General features: G+C 60.2%; 10 protein-coding genes. 5 read left to right on the top strand and 5 right to left on the bottom strand.

The window, feature by feature from the left end; all coding sequences use genetic code 11:
- Positions 1–73 precede the first annotated feature (73 nt).
- Positions 74–4,027 carry a trifunctional transcriptional regulator/proline dehydrogenase/L-glutamate gamma-semialdehyde dehydrogenase gene (putA, locus tag AB4N53_RS22125; RefSeq protein WP_460123252.1) on the bottom strand — a complete coding sequence of 1,318 codons (3,954 nt, stop codon included), beginning with the start codon at positions 4,025–4,027 and terminating at the stop codon, positions 74–76.
- Between the two features lie 458 nt (positions 4,028–4,485).
- Here putA and putP point away from each other — a divergent pair, with 458 nt between their 5' ends.
- The 5 genes from putP to AB4N53_RS22150 all read left to right on the top strand — a co-directional run bounded on the left by putP (position 4,486) and on the right by AB4N53_RS22150 (position 10,688).
- Complete coding sequence (gene putP / locus AB4N53_RS22130) at positions 4,486–5,970, top strand: sodium/proline symporter PutP (protein WP_460123255.1); 1,485 nt, start codon at positions 4,486–4,488, stop codon at positions 5,968–5,970.
- 352 nt (positions 5,971–6,322) lie between these two features.
- Complete coding sequence (locus tag AB4N53_RS22135; RefSeq protein ID WP_460123258.1) at positions 6,323–8,338, top strand: type VI secretion system Vgr family protein; 2,016 nt, start codon at positions 6,323–6,325, stop codon at positions 8,336–8,338.
- Positions 8,328–9,041 carry a DUF4123 domain-containing protein gene (locus AB4N53_RS22140; protein ID WP_460123261.1) on the top strand — a complete coding sequence of 238 codons (714 nt, stop codon included), beginning with the start codon at positions 8,328–8,330 and terminating at the stop codon, positions 9,039–9,041. The genes AB4N53_RS22135 and AB4N53_RS22140 overlap by 11 nt, the downstream gene beginning before the upstream one ends.
- A gap of 331 nt (positions 9,042–9,372) precedes the next feature.
- Complete coding sequence (locus tag AB4N53_RS22145) at positions 9,373–9,693, top strand: hypothetical protein (protein ID WP_460123264.1); 321 nt, start codon at positions 9,373–9,375, stop codon at positions 9,691–9,693.
- A gap of 155 nt (positions 9,694–9,848) precedes the next feature.
- The gene (locus tag AB4N53_RS22150) at positions 9,849–10,688 is read left to right on the top strand and encodes a 23S rRNA (adenine(2030)-N(6))-methyltransferase RlmJ (protein WP_460123267.1); all 840 of its coding nucleotides are present in this window, start codon (positions 9,849–9,851) and stop codon (positions 10,686–10,688) included.
- Between the two features lie 129 nt (positions 10,689–10,817).
- Here the strand turns inward: AB4N53_RS22150 and msrA are convergent, their stop codons facing one another.
- The 4 genes from msrA to aceF all read right to left on the bottom strand — a co-directional run bounded on the left by msrA (position 10,818) and on the right by aceF (position 18,269).
- Positions 10,818–11,483: a peptide-methionine (S)-S-oxide reductase MsrA gene (gene msrA / locus AB4N53_RS22155; protein ID WP_460123269.1), complete on the bottom strand. Its 666-nt coding sequence runs from the start codon at positions 11,481–11,483 to the stop codon at positions 10,818–10,820.
- Between the two features lie 195 nt (positions 11,484–11,678).
- A complete protein-coding gene (locus AB4N53_RS22160) occupies positions 11,679–14,375 on the bottom strand; it encodes a putative bifunctional diguanylate cyclase/phosphodiesterase (RefSeq protein WP_460123272.1) in 2,697 nt (898 codons plus the stop codon).
- A 254-nt stretch (positions 14,376–14,629) separates the two neighbouring features.
- Positions 14,630–16,027, bottom strand: a complete 1,398-nt coding sequence (locus tag AB4N53_RS22165; RefSeq protein WP_460125230.1) for an alkaline phosphatase D family protein — start codon at positions 16,025–16,027, stop codon at positions 14,630–14,632.
- 277 nt (positions 16,028–16,304) lie between these two features.
- On the bottom strand, positions 16,305–18,269 hold the full coding sequence (aceF, locus tag AB4N53_RS22170; protein ID WP_460123275.1) for a dihydrolipoyllysine-residue acetyltransferase: 1,965 nt from the start codon (positions 18,267–18,269) through the stop codon (positions 16,305–16,307).
- Positions 18,270–18,271 lie beyond the last annotated feature (2 nt).

Below are 18,271 nucleotides of genomic sequence, written 5' to 3' on the forward strand. Positions count from 1 at the left end.
TTCGCGAGCAGGCTCGCTCCCACAGGGTATTGCGTACCAGGCGACTATCGCGGTCGCCTGGATTTACAGCGGTTTAACCGATGGTCATCAGACTGGCATTACCCCCCGCCGCAGCGGTGTTGACGCTCAGTGCCCGCTCGATCACCAGACGCTCCAGCGCAATGTTGGTTTCGCCCTGGGACAGGCCCTGAACGCCAACGATCGCGCCGCCACGCTGGGCGATCTGCTGGCAGACGCCGCGCAACTGGTCGGAGTGGCCGTGATGCAGCACGGCATCGAACACGACTTCGTCCTTGTTCCAGTCGGCAACGCGCTTGATCCGCGCCTGGACTTCCTTCGGCAGACGGGCAAACAAGGCCTTGGTCAGCTCGGTTTCCGGCCACACCGCCGAACCACCGACCGCCAGTACTGCGGCCAGTTGCGTCAGCAGATCACCTTCAACTTCCGCCAGGCACAGCACGTGCTCGCGTGGCAGGATCGCGTAACTGTTTTTCTCGCCGGTCGGGCCAGCCAGCACGCGGGTGATGCCGCTCTGCGATTGCGCCGCGTATTGGACGCACAGAGTGCTCAGGTCGGCGAACTTGTTGTTGTCGGCCCAGGCTTTCAGGGCGTTCAACGATTGGCTCATGGCATCGCGCAAGCGCACGTCCGGGGCGACAATGGCGTCACCGCGAGCGAAGGATTGTTCGATGGCGTCGGCAGGACGCGTCGACAGCAAGCGGTACAGATACAGCGGGCCACCGGCTTTCGGGCCGGTACCCGACAGGCCTTCGCCGCCGAATGGCTGCACGCCGACCACGGCACCGACGATGTTGCGGTTGACGTAGACGTTACCGGCGTTGACGTTGTCGATCACCTTGGCGATGGTCTCGTCGATGCGCGTGTGCACGCCCAGCGTCAGGCCGTAACCGGAGGCGTTGATCTGACCGATCAGTTGATCCAGCTCTTTGCGCTTGTAGCGCACCACGTGCAGTACCGGGCCGAAGATTTCGCGTTGCAGTTCGTCGAAGCTTTCCAGCTCGATCAGGGTCGGCATGACGAAGGTGCCGCGCTTGACCTCTTCGCTGTCGGCAATCGCCACCTGGTAAACATTGCGACCTTTATCGCGCATGCCCTGGATGTGCTTGTCGATGCCGGCCTTGGCTTCGGCGTCGATCACCGGGCCGATGTCTACGGACAGACGCTCGGGGTTGCCGAGACGGCTTTCGGCCATCGCACCCTTGAGCATTTCGATGACGCGATCGGCGGAATCTTCCTGCAGGCACAGCACGCGCAGTGCCGAGCAACGCTGACCGGCGCTGTCGAAGGCCGACGACACCACGTCGATCACCACTTGTTCGGTCAGTGCCGAGGAGTCGACGATCATCGCGTTCTGACCCCCGGTTTCGGCGATCAGCGGAATTGGACGACCCTGGCTGTCGAGGCGACCGGCGATGTTGCGTTGCAGCAGACGGGCAACTTCGGTGGAGCCAGTGAACATCACGCCTTTGACGCGTTCGTCACCGACCAGACCGGCACCGACGGTTTCACCGCGACCCGGCAGCAGTTGCAGCACGCCTTCCGGGATGCCGGCTTCGAGCATCAGACGCACGGCTTGAGCGGCGACCAGTGGAGTCTGTTCGGCCGGTTTGGCCAATACCGGGTTACCGGCGGCCAATGCCGCAGCCACCTGACCGCTGAAGATCGCCAGCGGGAAGTTCCACGGGCTGATGCACACCACCGGACCGAGGGGGCGGTGGGCGTCGTTGCTGAAATCGTTGCGCGCCTGCACTGCGTAATAACGCAGGAAGTCGACGGCTTCGCGGACTTCGGCGATGGCGTTGGCGTAGGTCTTGCCGGCTTCGCGAGCCAGCAGGCCCATCAGCGGCTGGATCTCGCCTTCCATCAAGTCAGCGGCACGTTCCAGAATTGCAGCGCGTTCGGCCGGCGGCGTGGCCTGCCAGATCGGCGCAGCGTTCAGCGCGCATTGAATGGCGTTGTCGACGTCTTCGACGGTAGCTTCTTGAACGTGACCGACCACATCGCGGTGATCGGATGGGTTCAGAACGGCTGCTGGCGTTTCGTTGCTGGAGGCGCAACCGAGCATCGGCGCGGCTTTCCAGTCGTTGTGTGCAGTGGCGAGCAAAGCGCAGGACAGCGAGGCCAGACGATGTTCGTTGGCCATGTCGATGCCGCTGGAGTTGGCGCGCTCGGCACCGTACAGATCACGCGGCAGCGGAATGCGCGGGTGCGGCAGGCCAAAACCGCCTTCGACGGTGGCCATCTGCTCGATCTGCGCAACCGGATCGGCCACCAGTTCCTGAATCGAAATCGACTGGTCGGCGATACGGTTGACGAACGAAGTGTTCGCGCCGTTTTCCAGCAAGCGACGTACGAGGTAAGCCAGCAGGGTTTCGTGAGTGCCGACCGGAGCGTACACGCGGCACGGACGGTTCAGCTTGCCTTCGGCAACCTTGCCGACAACCTGCTCGTAGAGCGGTTCGCCCATGCCGTGCAGGCACTGGAATTCGTACTGGCCCGGGTAATAGTTCTGACCGGCGATGTGGTAAATGGCCGACAGGGTATGGGCGTTGTGGGTGGCGAACTGCGGATAGATGACTTCCGGCACCGACAGCAGTTTGCGTGCGCAAGCAATGTAGGAAACGTCGGTGTAAACCTTGCGGGTGTAGACCGGATAGCCTTCCAGGCCTTCGACCTGGGCGCGCTTGATTTCGCTGTCCCAGTACGCGCCTTTCACCAGGCGGATCATCAGGCGATGACGGCTGCGGCGGGCGAGATCGATCACGTAGTCGATCACGTACGGGCAACGCTTCTGGTAAGCCTGGATAACGAAACCGATGCCGTTCCAGCCAGTCAGCTGCGGCTCGAAGCACAGGCGCTCAAGCAGGTCCAGCGACAGCTCGAGGCGGTCGGCTTCTTCGGCGTCGATGTTCAGGCCGATGTCGTATTGCTTGGCCAGCAGAGTCAGCGACAGCAGGCGCGGGTACAGCTCGTCCATCACACGCTCGTATTGCGCACGGCTGTAACGCGGGTGCAGTGCCGAGAGCTTGATGGAAATGCCCGGGCCTTCATAAATCCCACGGCCGTGGGAGGCTTTGCCGATCGAGTGAATCGCTTGTTCGTACGAGGCCAGGTATTTCTGCGCGTCAACTTCGGTGAGTGCCGCTTCACCGAGCATGTCGTAGGAGTAACGGAAGCCCTTGGCTTCGAACTTGCTCGCGTTGGCCAGCGCTTCGGCGATGGTTTCGCCGGTCACGAACTGCTCGCCCATCAGGCGCATGGCCATGTCGACGCCCTTGCGGATCATCGGCTCGCCGCTCTTGCCGATGATGCGGCTCAGCGACGAGGTCAGGCCGGCTTCGTTGTGGGTGGAAACCAGTTTGCCAGTCAGCAGCAGGCCCCAGGTCGCAGCGTTGACGAACAGCGATGGGCTGTTGCCCAGGTGCGGATGCCAGTTGCCGGTGCTGATCTTGTCGCGGATCAGCGCATCGCGGGTGCCTTTGTCCGGGATGCGCAGCAGCGCTTCGGCCAGGCACATCAGCGCCACGCCTTCCTGGGACGACAGGGAAAATTCCTGCAGCAGGCCCTGAACAATGCCCGCACGACCGCCGGCACTTTTCTGGTTACGCAGTTTTTCGGCGATGGTCGCGGCGAGTTTGTTGGTGGCTTCGGCCATCGGTGCCGGCAGGCGTGCCTGCTCGATCAGCATCGGCACCACTTCCGGCTCAGGACGGCGGTAAGCGGCGGTGATCGAAGCGCGCAGAACCGATTGCGGCAGAATGCTTTCAGCGAATTCGAGGAAGCATTGGTGAGCGTGATCGGTCTGCACTTCGCCCGCGTCATCGGCGTCTTTGGCGGTCAAACCGTTCAACTCGGTCAGGGTTGCACCACCCTCGAGTTTTTCCAGGTAATTGAAAATTGCCTGCTTGATCAGCCAGTGCGGCGTGCGATCAATCGAGGTTGCGGCAGCCTTCAGGCGCTCGCGGGTCGGGTCATCGAGTTTGACCCCAAGGGTGGTGGTAGCCATATTTTTATCCTCATGGTTGCCACAGTTGCGTGGCATCAGCTGGCCGCAAGATTAGCCGTGCGCTGAATGAGGTGCAACCGGGTGCAACCCTTTTTTTGCCGGAATAGTACGCAGCTCGTCAGGAAATAATTTCTGGTACGAAAGTGCTGCTCCTGCTTGGTGCTTTTGCTTCTAGCAAAGAGCCATGACTGCCACAAAAGGGAGCAAAAACGGGGTGATCGTCGATTTATCCGACTGGGTGCAACTAATTCTCGCGAAACTGGTTGCACCTTATTTGCTTTGTTGCATAGCATTCGCCGCCAAGGTGCAACCGGGAATAACCCGGTGCATCGGCTGATGGCTTTCCTGGGGAAACATCAGTCTTAAATGCGCGGGATCCCGGATCGTCTGCCAAACGTCGTCGTTTGCGAGCGGTTCACCACCGCCGCTACATAAAAACAAAGCCAGGGCGTAACTCAATGAGCGTAAGCAATCCAACCCTGATCACATTCGTGATCTACATCGCAGCAATGGTGCTGATCGGCTTGATGGCCTATCGCTCCACCAACAACCTTTCTGACTATATTCTCGGCGGTCGCAGCCTCGGCAGCGTCGTCACCGCGCTATCTGCCGGTGCCTCCGACATGAGCGGCTGGTTGCTGATGGGCCTGCCGGGCGCCATCTACATGTCCGGCCTTTCCGAAAGCTGGATCGCCATTGGTCTGGTTATCGGCGCCTACCTGAACTGGCTGTTCGTTGCCGGTCGTCTGCGCGTGCAGACCGAGCACAACGGCGATGCCCTGACTCTGCCGGATTACTTTTCCAGCCGTTTCGAAGATAAAAGCGGCTTGCTGCGGATCATCTCGGCGATCGTGATTCTGGTGTTCTTTACCATCTACTGCGCTTCCGGCATCGTCGCCGGTGCCCGCCTGTTCGAAAGCACGTTCGGCATGACCTACGAAACGGCGCTGTGGGCCGGTGCGGCGGCAACGATTGCCTACACCTTCATCGGCGGTTTCCTCGCGGTGAGCTGGACCGACACCGTACAAGCCACGCTGATGATCTTCGCGCTGATCCTTACGCCGATCATCGTTCTGCTGGCGACCGGCGGCGTCGACACCACGTTCCTGGCCATCGAAGCGCAAGATCCGAGCAACTTCGACATGCTCAAAGGCACCACCTTCATCGGCATCATTTCGCTGATGGGTTGGGGCTTGGGCTACTTCGGTCAGCCGCATATCCTCGCGCGTTTCATGGCGGCGGATTCGGTGAAGTCGATCGCCAAGGCGCGTCGCATTTCCATGGCCTGGATGATCCTGTGCCTGGGCGGCACCGTGGCGGTGGGCTTCTTCGGTATCGCTTACTTCTCGGCGCACCCGGAAGTGGCCGGCCCGGTCACCGAGAACCCGGAACGCGTGTTCATTGAACTTGCGAAAATTCTCTTCAACCCATGGGTTGCCGGTGTGCTGCTGTCGGCCATTCTGGCTGCGGTAATGAGCACCCTGAGCTGCCAGTTGCTGGTGTGCTCGAGCGCCCTGACCGAAGACTTCTATAAAGCCTTCCTGCGCAAGTCCGCTTCGCAACTGGAGCTGGTCTGGGTCGGTCGTGCCATGGTGCTGCTGGTAGCGCTGATTGCTATCGCGCTGGCTGCCAACCCGGAAAACCGCGTATTGGGCCTGGTGTCCTACGCCTGGGCTGGTTTCGGTGCTGCATTCGGTCCGGTGGTGCTGATCTCGGTAGTCTGGAAAGACATGACCCGCAACGGCGCACTGGCCGGTATTCTGGTCGGCGCGATCACCGTGGTGGTCTGGAAGCATTTCGAACTGCTGGGTCTGTACGAAATCATTCCGGGCTTCATCTTCGCCAGCCTGGCCATCTACTTTGTCAGCAAGGCGGGTGAGCCGACTCGCGGCATGGTTGAGCGCTTCGAGGCAGCGGAAAAAGACTTCCATCTGAACAAGTGATGGACTGAGCTTCGGCTCACATGAAAACGGCCCGTTTCCTAGAGGAAGCGGGCCGTTTTTTATTGCCTGTGGTTTTCCCTTAAGACTGTGCAGATCCAATGTGGGAGCGAGCCTGCTCGCGAAGGCGGTTGCTCGACCAACAAATGCCTCGACCGGTACACCGCCTTCGCGAGCAGGCTCGCTCCCACAGGGTGGGTGGCAGGTTTGATTGAATTGTCTGTAGTTGAACGGCCGAATTACAAAGGCGCTTTCAGCAAACCACGTAGGGCAAATCTGAATTTCCCGTCACCTGCTCAGCACCCCTTGTCCCTCATGCAGAATCGCCCGCCCTCACACTGCAGAGAGACATCGGATGTTCGCGCCTGCCAATCAACCGCGTTTCACGTTGACCCTCGAAGGCGCCCAGCATGACCTCAAAGTTCTTGAGTTCACGGGCCGGGAAGCCATCAGCCAGCCATTTCGCTTCGAGCTGGAACTGGTCAGCGAGCGGCCGGACCTGGATCTGGAAAGCCTGCTGCATGGGCAGGCGTTTCTGAGTTTCGATGCTCAGGGTTGCGGTATTCATGGCCAGATTTATCAGGTCGGGCAGGGCGATTCCGGGAAACGTCTGACACGCTATCACCTCAGCCTCGTCCCGCGTCTGACGTATCTGGGGCATCGCATCAACCAGCGGATTTTCCAGCATCAGAGCGTGCCGCAAATTGTCACTCAGGTTCTCAAGGACCATTCGATCCTGCGCGATGCCTTTGAATTTCGCTTGGGCAGCGAATACCCCGAGCGCGAATACTGCGTGCAATACGCGGAAAGCGATCTGGCCTTCATCCACCGCCTGTGCGCCGAAGTCGGCATTCATTACCACTTTCAGCACAGCCCCCAGGGTCACCTGTTGGTCTTCGGCGATGACCAGACCGTGTTCCCCAAGCTGCCCGAGCCGACGCTGTATCTGCCGGGCAGCGGCATGTCGGCTGGCGCGCCGGCGATTCAACGCTTCAACGTGCGCGTGGAAACCCGCACCAGCGTCGTCACGCGGCGCGACTACAACTTCGAAAAACCGCGCCTGTCTCTGGAAAGTCGCAGTGACGGCGAGCAGCGTCCAGTGCTGGAGGACTATCACTTTCCCGGCCAATTCAATGATCGCGAAACCGGCAAAGGCCTGACGCGCCGCGCGCTTGAACGCCATGTCGCCGATTACCGACAAGCCGAAGGCACCAGCGACGAATCCTCGCTGGTCTGCGGACATTTCCTGCAACTCACCGGGCATCCGCGCAGCGACTGGAATGATCTGTGGTTGCTCACCACCGTCGAACATCGCGGCCGCCAGCCGCAGGTGCTGGAAGAGTCGGTGACCAGCGATGGCGAATCCTTCCAGGGCTACCGCAATACTTTCGTGGCCACGCCGTGGGACGTGATCTTCCGTCCGGCGCTGGCGCCGGAAAAGCCGCGCATCTCCGGTTATCAACCCGCCGTGGTCACCGGACCGAAAGATCTGGAGATCCATTGTGATGAATATGGCCGGGTCAAAGTGCAACTGGCCTGGGATCGCGATGGCGAACTCAACGAGCACTCCAGTTGCTGGCTGCGTGTCGCGACCGGCTGGGCTCACGATCACTACGGCAGCGTATTGATTCCGCGCGTCGGCATGGAAGTGCTGGTTGGCTTCATTGATGGCGATGCCGACAAGCCGCTGGTCATGGGATGCCTGCCAAATGCGGCGACCCCGGTGCCGCTGGATCTGCCGGCGGACAAGACTCGGAGCGTTTTCCGCAGCCAGAGCAGTCCCGGCGGTGGCGGTTATAACGAACTGCGCATCGAGGACAAAAAGGGCGCCGAGGAAATCTACCTGCGTGCCCAGCGCAACTGGACCCAGCATGTGCTCAACGACCAGCAGTTGCAGGTCGACAACCAGCGCAGTGTGGTGGTCACCGGCACCGCCCGGCATGAACTCAAGGCCGACGAGCAACGCATCACCTACGGCCAGCGCCAGACCGAAGTCAGGCAGGATGACCATTTGTCCGTGCTCGGCGACCAGCAGGTCCGGGTAAACAATCAAGCCACCAGCGCCTCGGCGCAGATCCATATCAGTGCTGGTCAGCAAGTGGTCATCGACGGCGGCGCGAGCGCGACGATTCAGGCCGGCGGGCAGTGGATCAACATCGGCCCCGGCGGAATTTTCAGCAGCGTGCCGATCGTCGTGGGCGGCGCGCCGATGGCGGCGATGAGCGCGGCGCCGGTGGTGCCGGGCTTGCCAGAGAAACTGGTCGCTGCGCCGGCGGCGGTTCTCACCGCCGCACAGATCATGAGTCTCAAAGGTGATGCGCCTTTCTGCGAAGAGTGTGAGCGGTGCAAGGACGGTGTCTGTGCAGCCTGAACAATTGACGCCCGAACAATGGCTGGCGCGGCAGCCGCTGCATGTGTCGGAGCAACTGTTCGCAATCTTCAGCCGCGCCAGTGACGCCGATGCTTTCCAGGCCTGGCGGGGCACAGCTCATCCGGTCTGGGCCGAGACCATTTATGCCGAGTGGGACGCGGTGATGCCCTATGTGGGAATTGTCGCTGCAGGCAGTGAGTTTTTACATTGGGTGGCGGAAACAGAATCCCGGGATTGGGGATGGTTGGTGGTGTCTTCGGCGGATCTGGAAGTGCTGGTCGAGCATTTCCGCAGCCTCACTCAGGTGTTGATGCCGGACGGTAAAGCGGTGTTTTTGCGCTTTTGGGATGGTCGTTTTTTGCTGCCTATTTTGCAGTCTGACGAGGTCATTTCCGCGCAATTGCTGCCGGTCGTTTCGCGAGCCCTGATCAATGGCCAAGCCATTGAAATCGGGGGCCGTGCGCTGGTTTCGGGGCGAGTCTTTCCGTGGTGGAGCGTGCCGCAATCGCTGTTGGCGCAGACTGATGCGAGCGTACGCATCGCCAATGTTCTGCAGTGGCTGAGCGAGGAGCAGCCGGCCGTGTTCGAGGCGTTTCCCGAGACGGTCCTGCGCTGCAAGGTCGGGCAGTTTTTCAAATTATCGATGTCGGAAGATTCGTCACGATCGGCGCTTCTGGAGTTTTTGCTGGCAGAGGCAGAGTGAAATTTCGGGGCAACCGCTTCGGACGTTTCCTTCGAATTGCGGCGGTTTTCATGAACTGGTGCGCGGTGGGTTGCAGGGATAGTCTTTTCGTTGTCACTACGAGAGCGGTGGCAGGGTGAAGGATTCCCGCAATCATGACGTTACAGTTCGTTGGCTTTTTGCGGCACTTGGTTCAAGTCCGTAAGATCGTTCGCGGCGGCTGTGCGTGGGGCACGCTTCGGCGTGGCCGAGGTCCATGATTGCTCGGTTCCTACTCCTGCGCACAGCTGCCACCCTAACCCGTAGGAAGGTGTGATGGCGGCTCACATTTATCAATCATGGGACCCGGAAAATGACCAATATGCATACTGATCCACCTTACGAAAAAATCACCCCTCACCCCGACAACCGCTTCATGGCCCTCACCGGCAATTGCAGCGACATGCCCAGCCTGTTCATCGACACCCACGTGCCCCTCGACATCCTCATGGACGCTGCCAACTATCGCATCCGCGCCGTGGTCCAGGTCCTGGAAAACATGTGCATGCGCGGCTCGATCGAATGCGACTCCGTGATCCTCAGCGACTTTGCATTGCTGTGCGCGATTCCACTGCGCGATGGGTGTGATGTGCTGGACGTCATCGGCAAGCGCCTGCGCAGCTTGCCCGCCTGAAGATCAAAAGATCGCAGCCTTCGGCAGAGTGAGCGCCTATCCCGTGTAGGAGCTGCCGAAGGCTGCGATCTTTTGATGTTGAGGCCCGCTCGGCTGCGAACCCCTGACTTGCCGCCCGGTAAAAGGTAAACTTTGCGGCCCTCGCAGGAGCAGCCATGAATTATCGTCACGCCTTCCATGCCGGCAATCACGCCGATGTGTTCAAACACCTGACCTTGACCCGCCTCATCGCCCTGATGTCGCGCAAGGAGCAGCCGTTTGCCTATCTCGACACACACGCCGGCATTGGCCTGTATGACTTGCAGGGCGATCAGGCCAATCGTACCGGCGAGTACCTGGAAGGCATTGCACGGTTGTGGGATCAGCCGGACCTGCCGGCGCTGACTGCCGACTACATGAAGGTGCTGCACGAGATGAACCCGGATGGCCAGTTGCACTACTACCCGGGTTCGCCGGAGCTGGCGCGGCGTCTGACGCGGCCGCAGGATCGCGTGATGCTCAACGAGAAACACCCGGAAGACGGCGTGCTGCTCAAGGACAACATGGCTGGCGATCGGCGGGTGAAAGTGCATCTGGGCGAGGGCTGGCATGTGGCGCGGGCAATGTTGCCGGTGCAGGAGAAGCGCGCGGTTATGCTGATCGATCCGCCGTTCGAGCAACTCGATGAGATGCAACGTTGTGCGGCATCTATGAAAGAAGCCATCGGCCGGATGCGCCAGACCGTGGCTGCGATCTGGTATCCGGTCAAGGATCAGCGTGCACTGCGGCGTTTCTATCAGGACCTGGCAGGCACGGGTGCACCGAAGTTGCTGCGTGTGGAGCTGCTGGTGCATCCGCTGGACACGCCGAACAGCCTGAACGGTTCCGGGCTGGCGATCGCCAATCCGCCGTGGGGGCTGGAAGAAGAATTGCGTGAGTTGCTGCCGTGGTTGTCGAAGAAGCTGGGGCAGACCCAGGGCGGGTGGCAGATGGACTGGTTGATTGCCGAGAGTTGATCAACGGCAAGATCAAAAGATCGCAGCCTGCGGCAGCTCCTACCCAGTTCGGCGTCGTCCACCAATGTGCGGACGATCACTGATCTCCTGTAGGAGCTGCCGAAGGCTGCGATCTTTTGCTTTAAAGGGTCAGTTACCCGCCAGGCTCGCTGGCATGCACACGCCGGTGCCGCCAATCCCGCAGTAACCTTCAGGGTTCTTCGCCAGATACTGCTGGTGATACGCCTCGGCAAAGTACACGGTTGACGCTTGGTCGATCTCGGTGCTGATTTCACCCAGACCGGCCTTGGCCAGTTCAGCCTGATACACGTCTTTGCTCTTCAGTGCCGCATCCAGTTGCTCCGGGGTGGTCGCGTAGATCACCGAGCGGTACTGGGTGCCGATGTCGTTGCCCTGACGCATGCCCTGAGTCGGGTTGTGCAGTTCCCAGAACATCGCCAGCAGTTCTTCGTAACTGAGTTGGGCCTTGTCATACACCACCAATACCACTTCGGCGTGGCCGGTCAGGCCCGAGCAGACTTCTTCATACGTGGGGTTCGGGGTGAAACCGCCGGCGTAACCGACGACTGTGCTGACCACGCCTTCGCGCTGCCAGAAGCGTCGTTCCGCGCCCCAGAAACAACCCAGACCGAAAATCGCGAAGTCGACGTCCTGAAAGAATGGACCGAGCAGCGGGGTGTCTTCGAAGACGAAGTGTTTTTCCGGCAGGGTCATCGGGGTTTCGCGGCCGGGCAGGGCTTGTTCTTTGGTTGGAAGCACGTTTTTGTTCACCAGAATTTCCGAGCGCAGAACCATGAGCGTTCCTCTCAGTCAGGTTGGAGGTAAAAAGTCAGACCGCCAGTGTGCCGAATGATGCCGGAATTCGCACTATCAAAACTGTGGGAGCGAGCCTGCTCGCGAAAGCGGGGTGTCAGACGACGAAGATGTCGACGGTCTTATCGCCTTCGCGAGCAGGCTCGCTCCCACAAGGGATCTTCATAGCGGCAGGCTTTAGAGACAGAGCGGGCCGCGCGGGTAGCGCTTGAGCGCTTTGATCAGCTCATCGCCCGGAATCGGTCGGTCGAACAGATAACCCTGGCCGACGTCGCAACGATGCCGGCGCAGGAACGCCAGTTGCTCGGCGGTTTCGATGCCTTCGGCGACGACCTTGAGTTTGAGGTTGTGGGCCATGGCGATGACCGCAGAGGTGATTTCCATGTCGTCCTGGTTGTCCGGAATTTCATGGATGAAGCTGCGATCGATCTTGATGATGTCGATCGGGAATTTCTTCAGATAGCTCAGCGATGAATAACCGGTGCCGAAGTCATCCATGGCCAGGGTCAGGCCGAGGCGCTTGAGCTGGTCGAGCTGCAAATGCGTGTCTTCGGTGGCTTCCAGCAATAGGCCTTCGGTCAGCTCCAGTTCGAGCAGATTGGCCGGCAGCGCTTCTTCCGTGAGGATGTTGGCGATCGAGGCGACCAGATCCGGATCGGAGAACTGTTTCGGCGACAGATTGATTGCCACTTGCAGATTGCCCAGGCCGGCGGCGGTCAGGGACTTGCTCATGCGGCACGCCTGTCGGGCAATCCACTTGCCGATCGGAATGATCAGGCCGGTCTCTTCGGCGACGCTGATGAACTGGTCTGGGCGGATCATGCCGCGCTCCGGGTGGTTCCAGCGCAACAGCGCTTCCATACCCAGCAGGCGTCCACTGCGCAGGCACAGTTTCGGCTGGTAGAACACGTCCAGTTCGTTCTGCGTGAGGGCGCGGCGCAGGTTGTTCTCGACAAACAGTTTGTAGCTGGCTTCGGCGTTCAGCGCTTCGGTGAACACCTGCAACTGGTGTTTGCCGTTGGCCTTGGCCTTGTGCAGCGCCAGGCCGGCGTTGCGCATCAGAGTCTGCGGGTCGCGCCCGTGCAGCGGCGCGCAGGCCAGGCCCACGGAGCCGGTGACGCTGATCAGTTGGTTGTCGACGAACATCGGCTTGTCGAGGGTCATCAGCAACTGACTGGCAATCTGCTGCCCGGCTTCAAGATCGGTGTCGTCGAGCAACACGGCGAATTCGTTACTGGCAAAACGTGCCAGGCTGCCACTCGGGCTGAGGCTGTTGCGCAGGCGCCGGGCGAGGCTGATCAACAGTTTGTCGCCGGTCTGGTGGCCGAGGCTGTCGTTGATCCGCTTGAAGTTGTCGATGTCGACCAGCAACAGACTGATCGGCGCATCGCTGTCACGGGCAAAACGCTCATCGAGATTGCGGATGAATGCCGGACGATTGCCGAGGTTGGTCAGGTTGTCGGTATAGGCCAGGCGCTCGATACGTTGCTGCGCCAGTTTGGTCTGGGTGATGTCTTCGTAGATGCCGATGTAATGCGTCAGCTCACGGTTGTCGCCATAGACCTTGGAAATCGACAACTGCCCCCAGTAGGGTTCGAGGTTTTTCCGGCGGCTCTTGAATTCACCCTGCCAGCTGTTGCTCTGGGCCAGCGCCGAGGGCGCGTCGAATAGCAGCTCGCTGAGGTTTTCCAGCGCTGGCAATTCCGACAGGCGCTGACCGTGGACTTCCTCGGTGGTGTATTGAGTGATCGCGGTGAAGCTCGGGTTGACGTACTCGACCACACCGTCGCAGTTGACCAGCAAAAAGGCGTTGGCGCTTTGCTCGACCGCGCGCTGAAACAGGTGCAGGGCGCTGGTGGCGGTGCGACGGTTGTGGTTGTTGATCACTTGCGCGAACTGGTCGGCCAGTTCACCGGCAAAGGCGATTTCGTCGGACTGCCAGGCGCGGGTCACGCCGGTCTGTTCCAGACACAACACGCCGACCACTTGCCCGTCGACGCGAATGCTGGCGTCGAGCATGGCGTTAACGTCACGCGGACGCATCGCCTCGGCCATCTCGCGGGTGCGCGGGTCGTGCATGGCATTGTGCGCATCGATGGCGCGGCTGCTGTGCAGCGCTTCCATGTAATCGGGGAAGCCGCTGATATCGATCGGCTCCGGCAGCAGGTATTCCTGGGTCGCACGATGATAGGCGGAGATCGGCAGCAAGCGCTGGCCTTCGAGGTTCCACAGGCTGGCGCAGTCGATCTCGTAGATGTCGCAGGCGCAGCGGGTGATCAGCTCGGCGGCTTCCTGCAGCGAGTTGTGCGTGCTGTAGCGCTGGCGTGCGAGCAGCAGAATCAGATCCTGCTGGGCGCGCACGCGTTCCAGATGCTGCAGTTGTTCCTGCTGGGCACGCTGGTTCAGCTCAAGGGCGATTTGCAGGCGCGAGTTCTGGGTTTCCAGGTCGACCGATGGCAGCGCCTGGGTTTCGTCGAACACCTCGTCGACCGCCAGCAGGTAGCCGCGCAGCAAATGCCGGTTGTGCTGTTTGTAGGCTTCGCCGAGCTCGAGGATGTTCAACGCGCCGGCGGCGGTGTGCAGGGTGTAGCGCACCACGTAATGCGCGCCTTTGCTCAACTGCTGCTGGATCGCGTCGTGCAATTGATAGCGCGCTTCGGGCTCCATCAGGCTGGCGTAGGGCGAGCCGACCAGAGCGCAGAGCTCGACGGCCGGCTGGCCGAACTGGCGCTCGCAGTTGGGATCGAGAAACAGCATCGCCCAACTGGCTTCATTCAAGCGCTCGAAACGCAGCATGCCGAGCCGCGAGGGCACAGGCAACTGCGTCACTACCTCGGCCGCCATACGGCTGGCGGCATCGGGTTGGCTCTTCATGAAGGGAACTCGCTTGGAAATATGCTGAATGCGCCGGGCTCTCGCCCTCTTGTCTGTTGGCTGCGGCAAGGTTGCATCATTGCGGCACCGACTGACAAGAGAGATGAAGGCCAAGTGCTATAAGAATATGTCGGCTGCAGTGAACATTTCTCCAGTGCATGACTGAAATGAGCAAAAGATCGCAGCTTCACGCCGCCCCGACAGGGTAATGCGCCTGGTGTAGGAGCTGCCGAAGGCTGCGATCCTCGGGTGTTTCAGCGCAACTTCATACTGATCGACTGCAGCTTCCTGCCATCGCGGTCATGGTAATTGACCAATATCTGATCTGCCTCCACGACCACATGAGCAAAATTGTCCTGACTCACCACGGCACTGGTCAGCTCGTGCCGATAATCCCCGGCCGCAGTTCGCGCCAACGGTTGATCGAGGATGAATGTCGAGGCTTTGGCATACGGCAACAGTTTGCTGTTGTGCAGCGGTGACGACACGATGGTATGCACTTCGAAATCGGCATCTGCGCTGTGAGTCAAGCGACTGGTCAGCGAGCCATGGACGTCGCCGGAGACGAACACGACGTTTTTGATCCGATGGGTGCGAATGGTTTCGAGCAGACGCAGGCGCTGTTCGGGGAACGCCTTCCAGGCGTCGTCGCCATTGAGTTTGCGATCGGGATAGAACATCACACTGGTCACCACGAACTTCACCCGTGCCGGGGTGTGGAGCAGCCATTCCAGCAGCGCCTGTTCCTGCTCGATGTCGAGAATGCGGCGGTCATCCTTCGACAGGTTGCGCCGGGTGCGACTGTCGGTAACGAACCAGGCGATATCGCTGTCGCCAAACTGATACCAGTAATGCTTCAAGGTATCCCGGTCTATCTGGCCCTCCTCATTACATGCATAAACCGGGCTGTGGCTGGCTTGATAAAGTTCATAAGCCGCCATGGCGTTGCGATATAAGTCCTTGTCCGCAGCTTTGGCATTGGCGGGCCAGTTATCTTCGATCTCATGATCGTCCAGCATCATATAAGTCGATGTATTGGACATCAGTTTTTGAATATTCGGTTGCGAGAATGCTGTTCGATACTTCTTCAGAATGTCTTTGGCTTCGCGGTCCGGTGCAATGATATTCAAGTCGTCTACATAAACTTGATCGCCGGTCATGATTACCGCACTGACCGGTACCTGACTGTTTTCGATCAGTTGACTGATCGAGCCAAAGATCCGATCGCCCAGTTGCGGCAGGGAAACAATGCCTGCGGTGATCCGCAGATAACGGCACGAACCGACGATGAAGCCTCGGGGCTGGTTACCATGCGCAGTTCGGGTGCGAAAGCGGTAGAGCTGACGCGGCCATTGCAATGGAAACTCGACCACCGTGTCGATGGTATGCACCGGATTCATCGGGCTTAAGCAACCGGCCTGGTATTCGTATTTACAATCGGCTTCGAGATCCTGCAATACCAGTACACCCGACATGTCATTGGCCGGATTCAAAAGTGCAAATACGCTGTTGGACCATTTTTCCGCGCCGGCTTTACGAGCGCGAACTCCGGCGAATACACGTTTTTTGTCCTGTTGTTCGCCGCGAATGAAAATGCGTACTTCGTTAGTTGTGGTGTGCCCCACAATGGGGCCGATAGTCGGTTTGAACATGATCGATTCCGTTCGAGATTTGAATAAACAAGAATTAAATAAGCGGGGCGCGTTGATGCAACTTTCCTGAGCAGAGGTTAGTTGGCCGGCGGCGGAAAATATTGGCGTTAAGTTGACCAGGCCTGTGGCCGATGTCAGCACGGGTTGTAGGAAAGGGGCGCGGCCCAGTTTATTTCAGGCAAAAAAAAGCCCCGTCAATTGACGGGGTTGAGGTACGAGCGTGTGGCGCTCGAAAGGGTGCAGCAAAAGGCCCTCCGTTGCCGGAGGGCCTTTTGGGTTACAGCAGGATGGTGCGGATGTCGCCCAACAGGCTGCCCAGACGCTGGGTAAAGCGTGCGGCTGCCGCGCCGTTGATCACGCGGTGATCGTAGGACAGCGACAATGGCAACATCAGCTTCGGCTGGAACGCTTTGCCGTCCCAGACTGGCTGGATGGTTGCCTTGGACACACCGAGGATCGCCACTTCCGGCGCGTTGACGATCGGCGTGAAGCCGGTGCCGCCAATGTGGCCGAGGCTGGAAATGGTGAAGCAGGCACCTTGCATCTCGTCCGAGGACAGCTTCTTGGTGCGGGCTTTTTCAGCCAGCGAAGCCGCTTCGGCAGCGAGTTGCAGCAGGCTCTTCTGGTCGACGTTCTTGATGACCGGCACCAGCAGGCCATCCGGAGTGTCGACGGCGAAGCCGATGTTCACATACTTCTTGCGGATAATTGCCTTGCCGCTTGGCGCCAGCGAACTGTTGAAGTCCGGCAGCTCCTTGAGCAAATGCGCGCAGGTCTTGAGCAGCAGCGGCAGGATGGTCAACTTGACGCCAGCCTTCTCGGCCACGGCTTTCTGTGCAACGCGGAAGGCCTCCAGCTCGGTGATGTCCGCCGAGTCGAATTGCGTTACGTGTGGCACGTTCAGCCAGCTGCGGTGCAGGTTGGCAGCGCCGACCTGCATCAGGCGGGTCATTGGCACTTCTTCGATTTCGCCGAAACGGCTGAAATCGACCACCGGGATCGGCGGGATGCCCGCGCCACCGGTAGCGCCGCCAGCAGCGGCCGGTGCTTCCTTGGCCTTCTGCATCATCGCCTTGACGTAAACCTGCACGTCTTCCTTGAGGATGCGACCGTGCGGACCGCTGGCGCCAACGGCGCTCAGCTCGACGCCGAACTCACGAGCCAGTTGACGCACGGCAGGGCCGGCGTGAACTTTGGCGCCCGGTTTCGCTGGTGTAGCAGCCGGCGCTGCGGCTGGAGCGGCAGCAGGTGCAGCGGCGGCTGGAGCAGCAGCAGCAGGTGCCGGCGCGCTTGGTGCAGCAGCCGGAGCCGGGGCAGCAGCAGGTGTCGCGCCTTTGACTTTGAGCTTGAGAATCAGGTCGCCGGTGCCGACTTCGTCATCCAGCTTGATCGAAACGCTTTCGACCACGCCGGCGGCAGGCGATGGAATTTCCATGCTGGCCTTGTCGGATTCCAGAGTGATCAGCGACTGATCGGCTTCGACGGTATCGCCGGCCTTGACCAGTACTTCGATGATCTTCGCCTTGCCGGCCGAACCGATGTCCGGGACATGGATGTCCTGAACGCTGTCAGCGGCCGGTGCAGCCGGAGCAGCAGCCGGGGCTGGCGCAGCGGCAGCAGCAGGCGCAGCAGCCTGAGCCGGAGCGGCGGCAGCCGGGGCCGCAGCACCCGCCACTTCCAGATCCAGAATCAGGTCGCCAGTGCCGACTTCGTCGTTGAGCTTGACGCTGATGGCCTTGACCACGCCAGCGGCAGGCGACGGGATTTCCATGCTCGCCTTGTCGGATTCCAGGGTGATCAGCGATTGATCGGCTTCGACGCTATCGCCGACCTTGACCTGGATTTCGATGATCTGTGCCTTGCCCGACGAACCGATGTCCGGCACGTGCACTTGCTGAACCGAAGCGGCAGCAGGGGCAGCGGCAGGCGCGGCAGCAGCAGGGGCGGCAGCCGGTTTCTCTTCGGCTTTCGCAGGAGCAGCGGCCGGCGCAGGGGCCGCTTCAGCAGCGCCCTCGACTTCCAGCTCGAGCAGTTCGTCGCCTTCTTTCAGACGGTCGCCCAGCTTCACTTTCAGACTTTTGATGACGCCGGCTTTCGGGGCCGGCACTTCCATGCTGGCCTTGTCCGATTCCAGGGTCAGGATGCTCTGGTCGGCTTCGATGCGGTCGCCGACCTTCACAAACAGTTCAATTACTTCACCTTCACCGCTGCCGATGTCAGGTACGCGAATGAGTTCGCTCACAA

The sequence above is a fragment of the Pseudomonas sp. H3_E04 genome, assembly GCF_054668915.1.

Excerpts from the sequence above, each read along its gene's own strand:
- putA (WP_460123252.1), bottom strand. The coding sequence starts at position 4,027 with ATGGCTACCACCACCCTTGGGGTCAAACTCGATGACCCGACCCGCGAG.
- putP (WP_460123255.1), top strand. The coding sequence starts at position 4,486 with ATGAGCGTAAGCAATCCAACCCTGATCACATTCGTGATCTACATCGCA.
- AB4N53_RS22135 (WP_460123258.1), top strand. The coding sequence starts at position 6,323 with ATGTTCGCGCCTGCCAATCAACCGCGTTTCACGTTGACCCTCGAAGGC.
- AB4N53_RS22145 (WP_460123264.1), top strand. The coding sequence starts at position 9,373 with ATGACCAATATGCATACTGATCCACCTTACGAAAAAATCACCCCTCAC.
- AB4N53_RS22150 (WP_460123267.1), top strand. The coding sequence starts at position 9,849 with ATGAATTATCGTCACGCCTTCCATGCCGGCAATCACGCCGATGTGTTC.
- msrA (WP_460123269.1), bottom strand. The coding sequence starts at position 11,483 with ATGGTTCTGCGCTCGGAAATTCTGGTGAACAAAAACGTGCTTCCAACC.
- AB4N53_RS22160 (WP_460123272.1), bottom strand. The coding sequence starts at position 14,375 with ATGAAGAGCCAACCCGATGCCGCCAGCCGTATGGCGGCCGAGGTAGTG.
- AB4N53_RS22165 (WP_460125230.1), bottom strand. The coding sequence starts at position 16,027 with ATGTTCAAACCGACTATCGGCCCCATTGTGGGGCACACCACAACTAAC.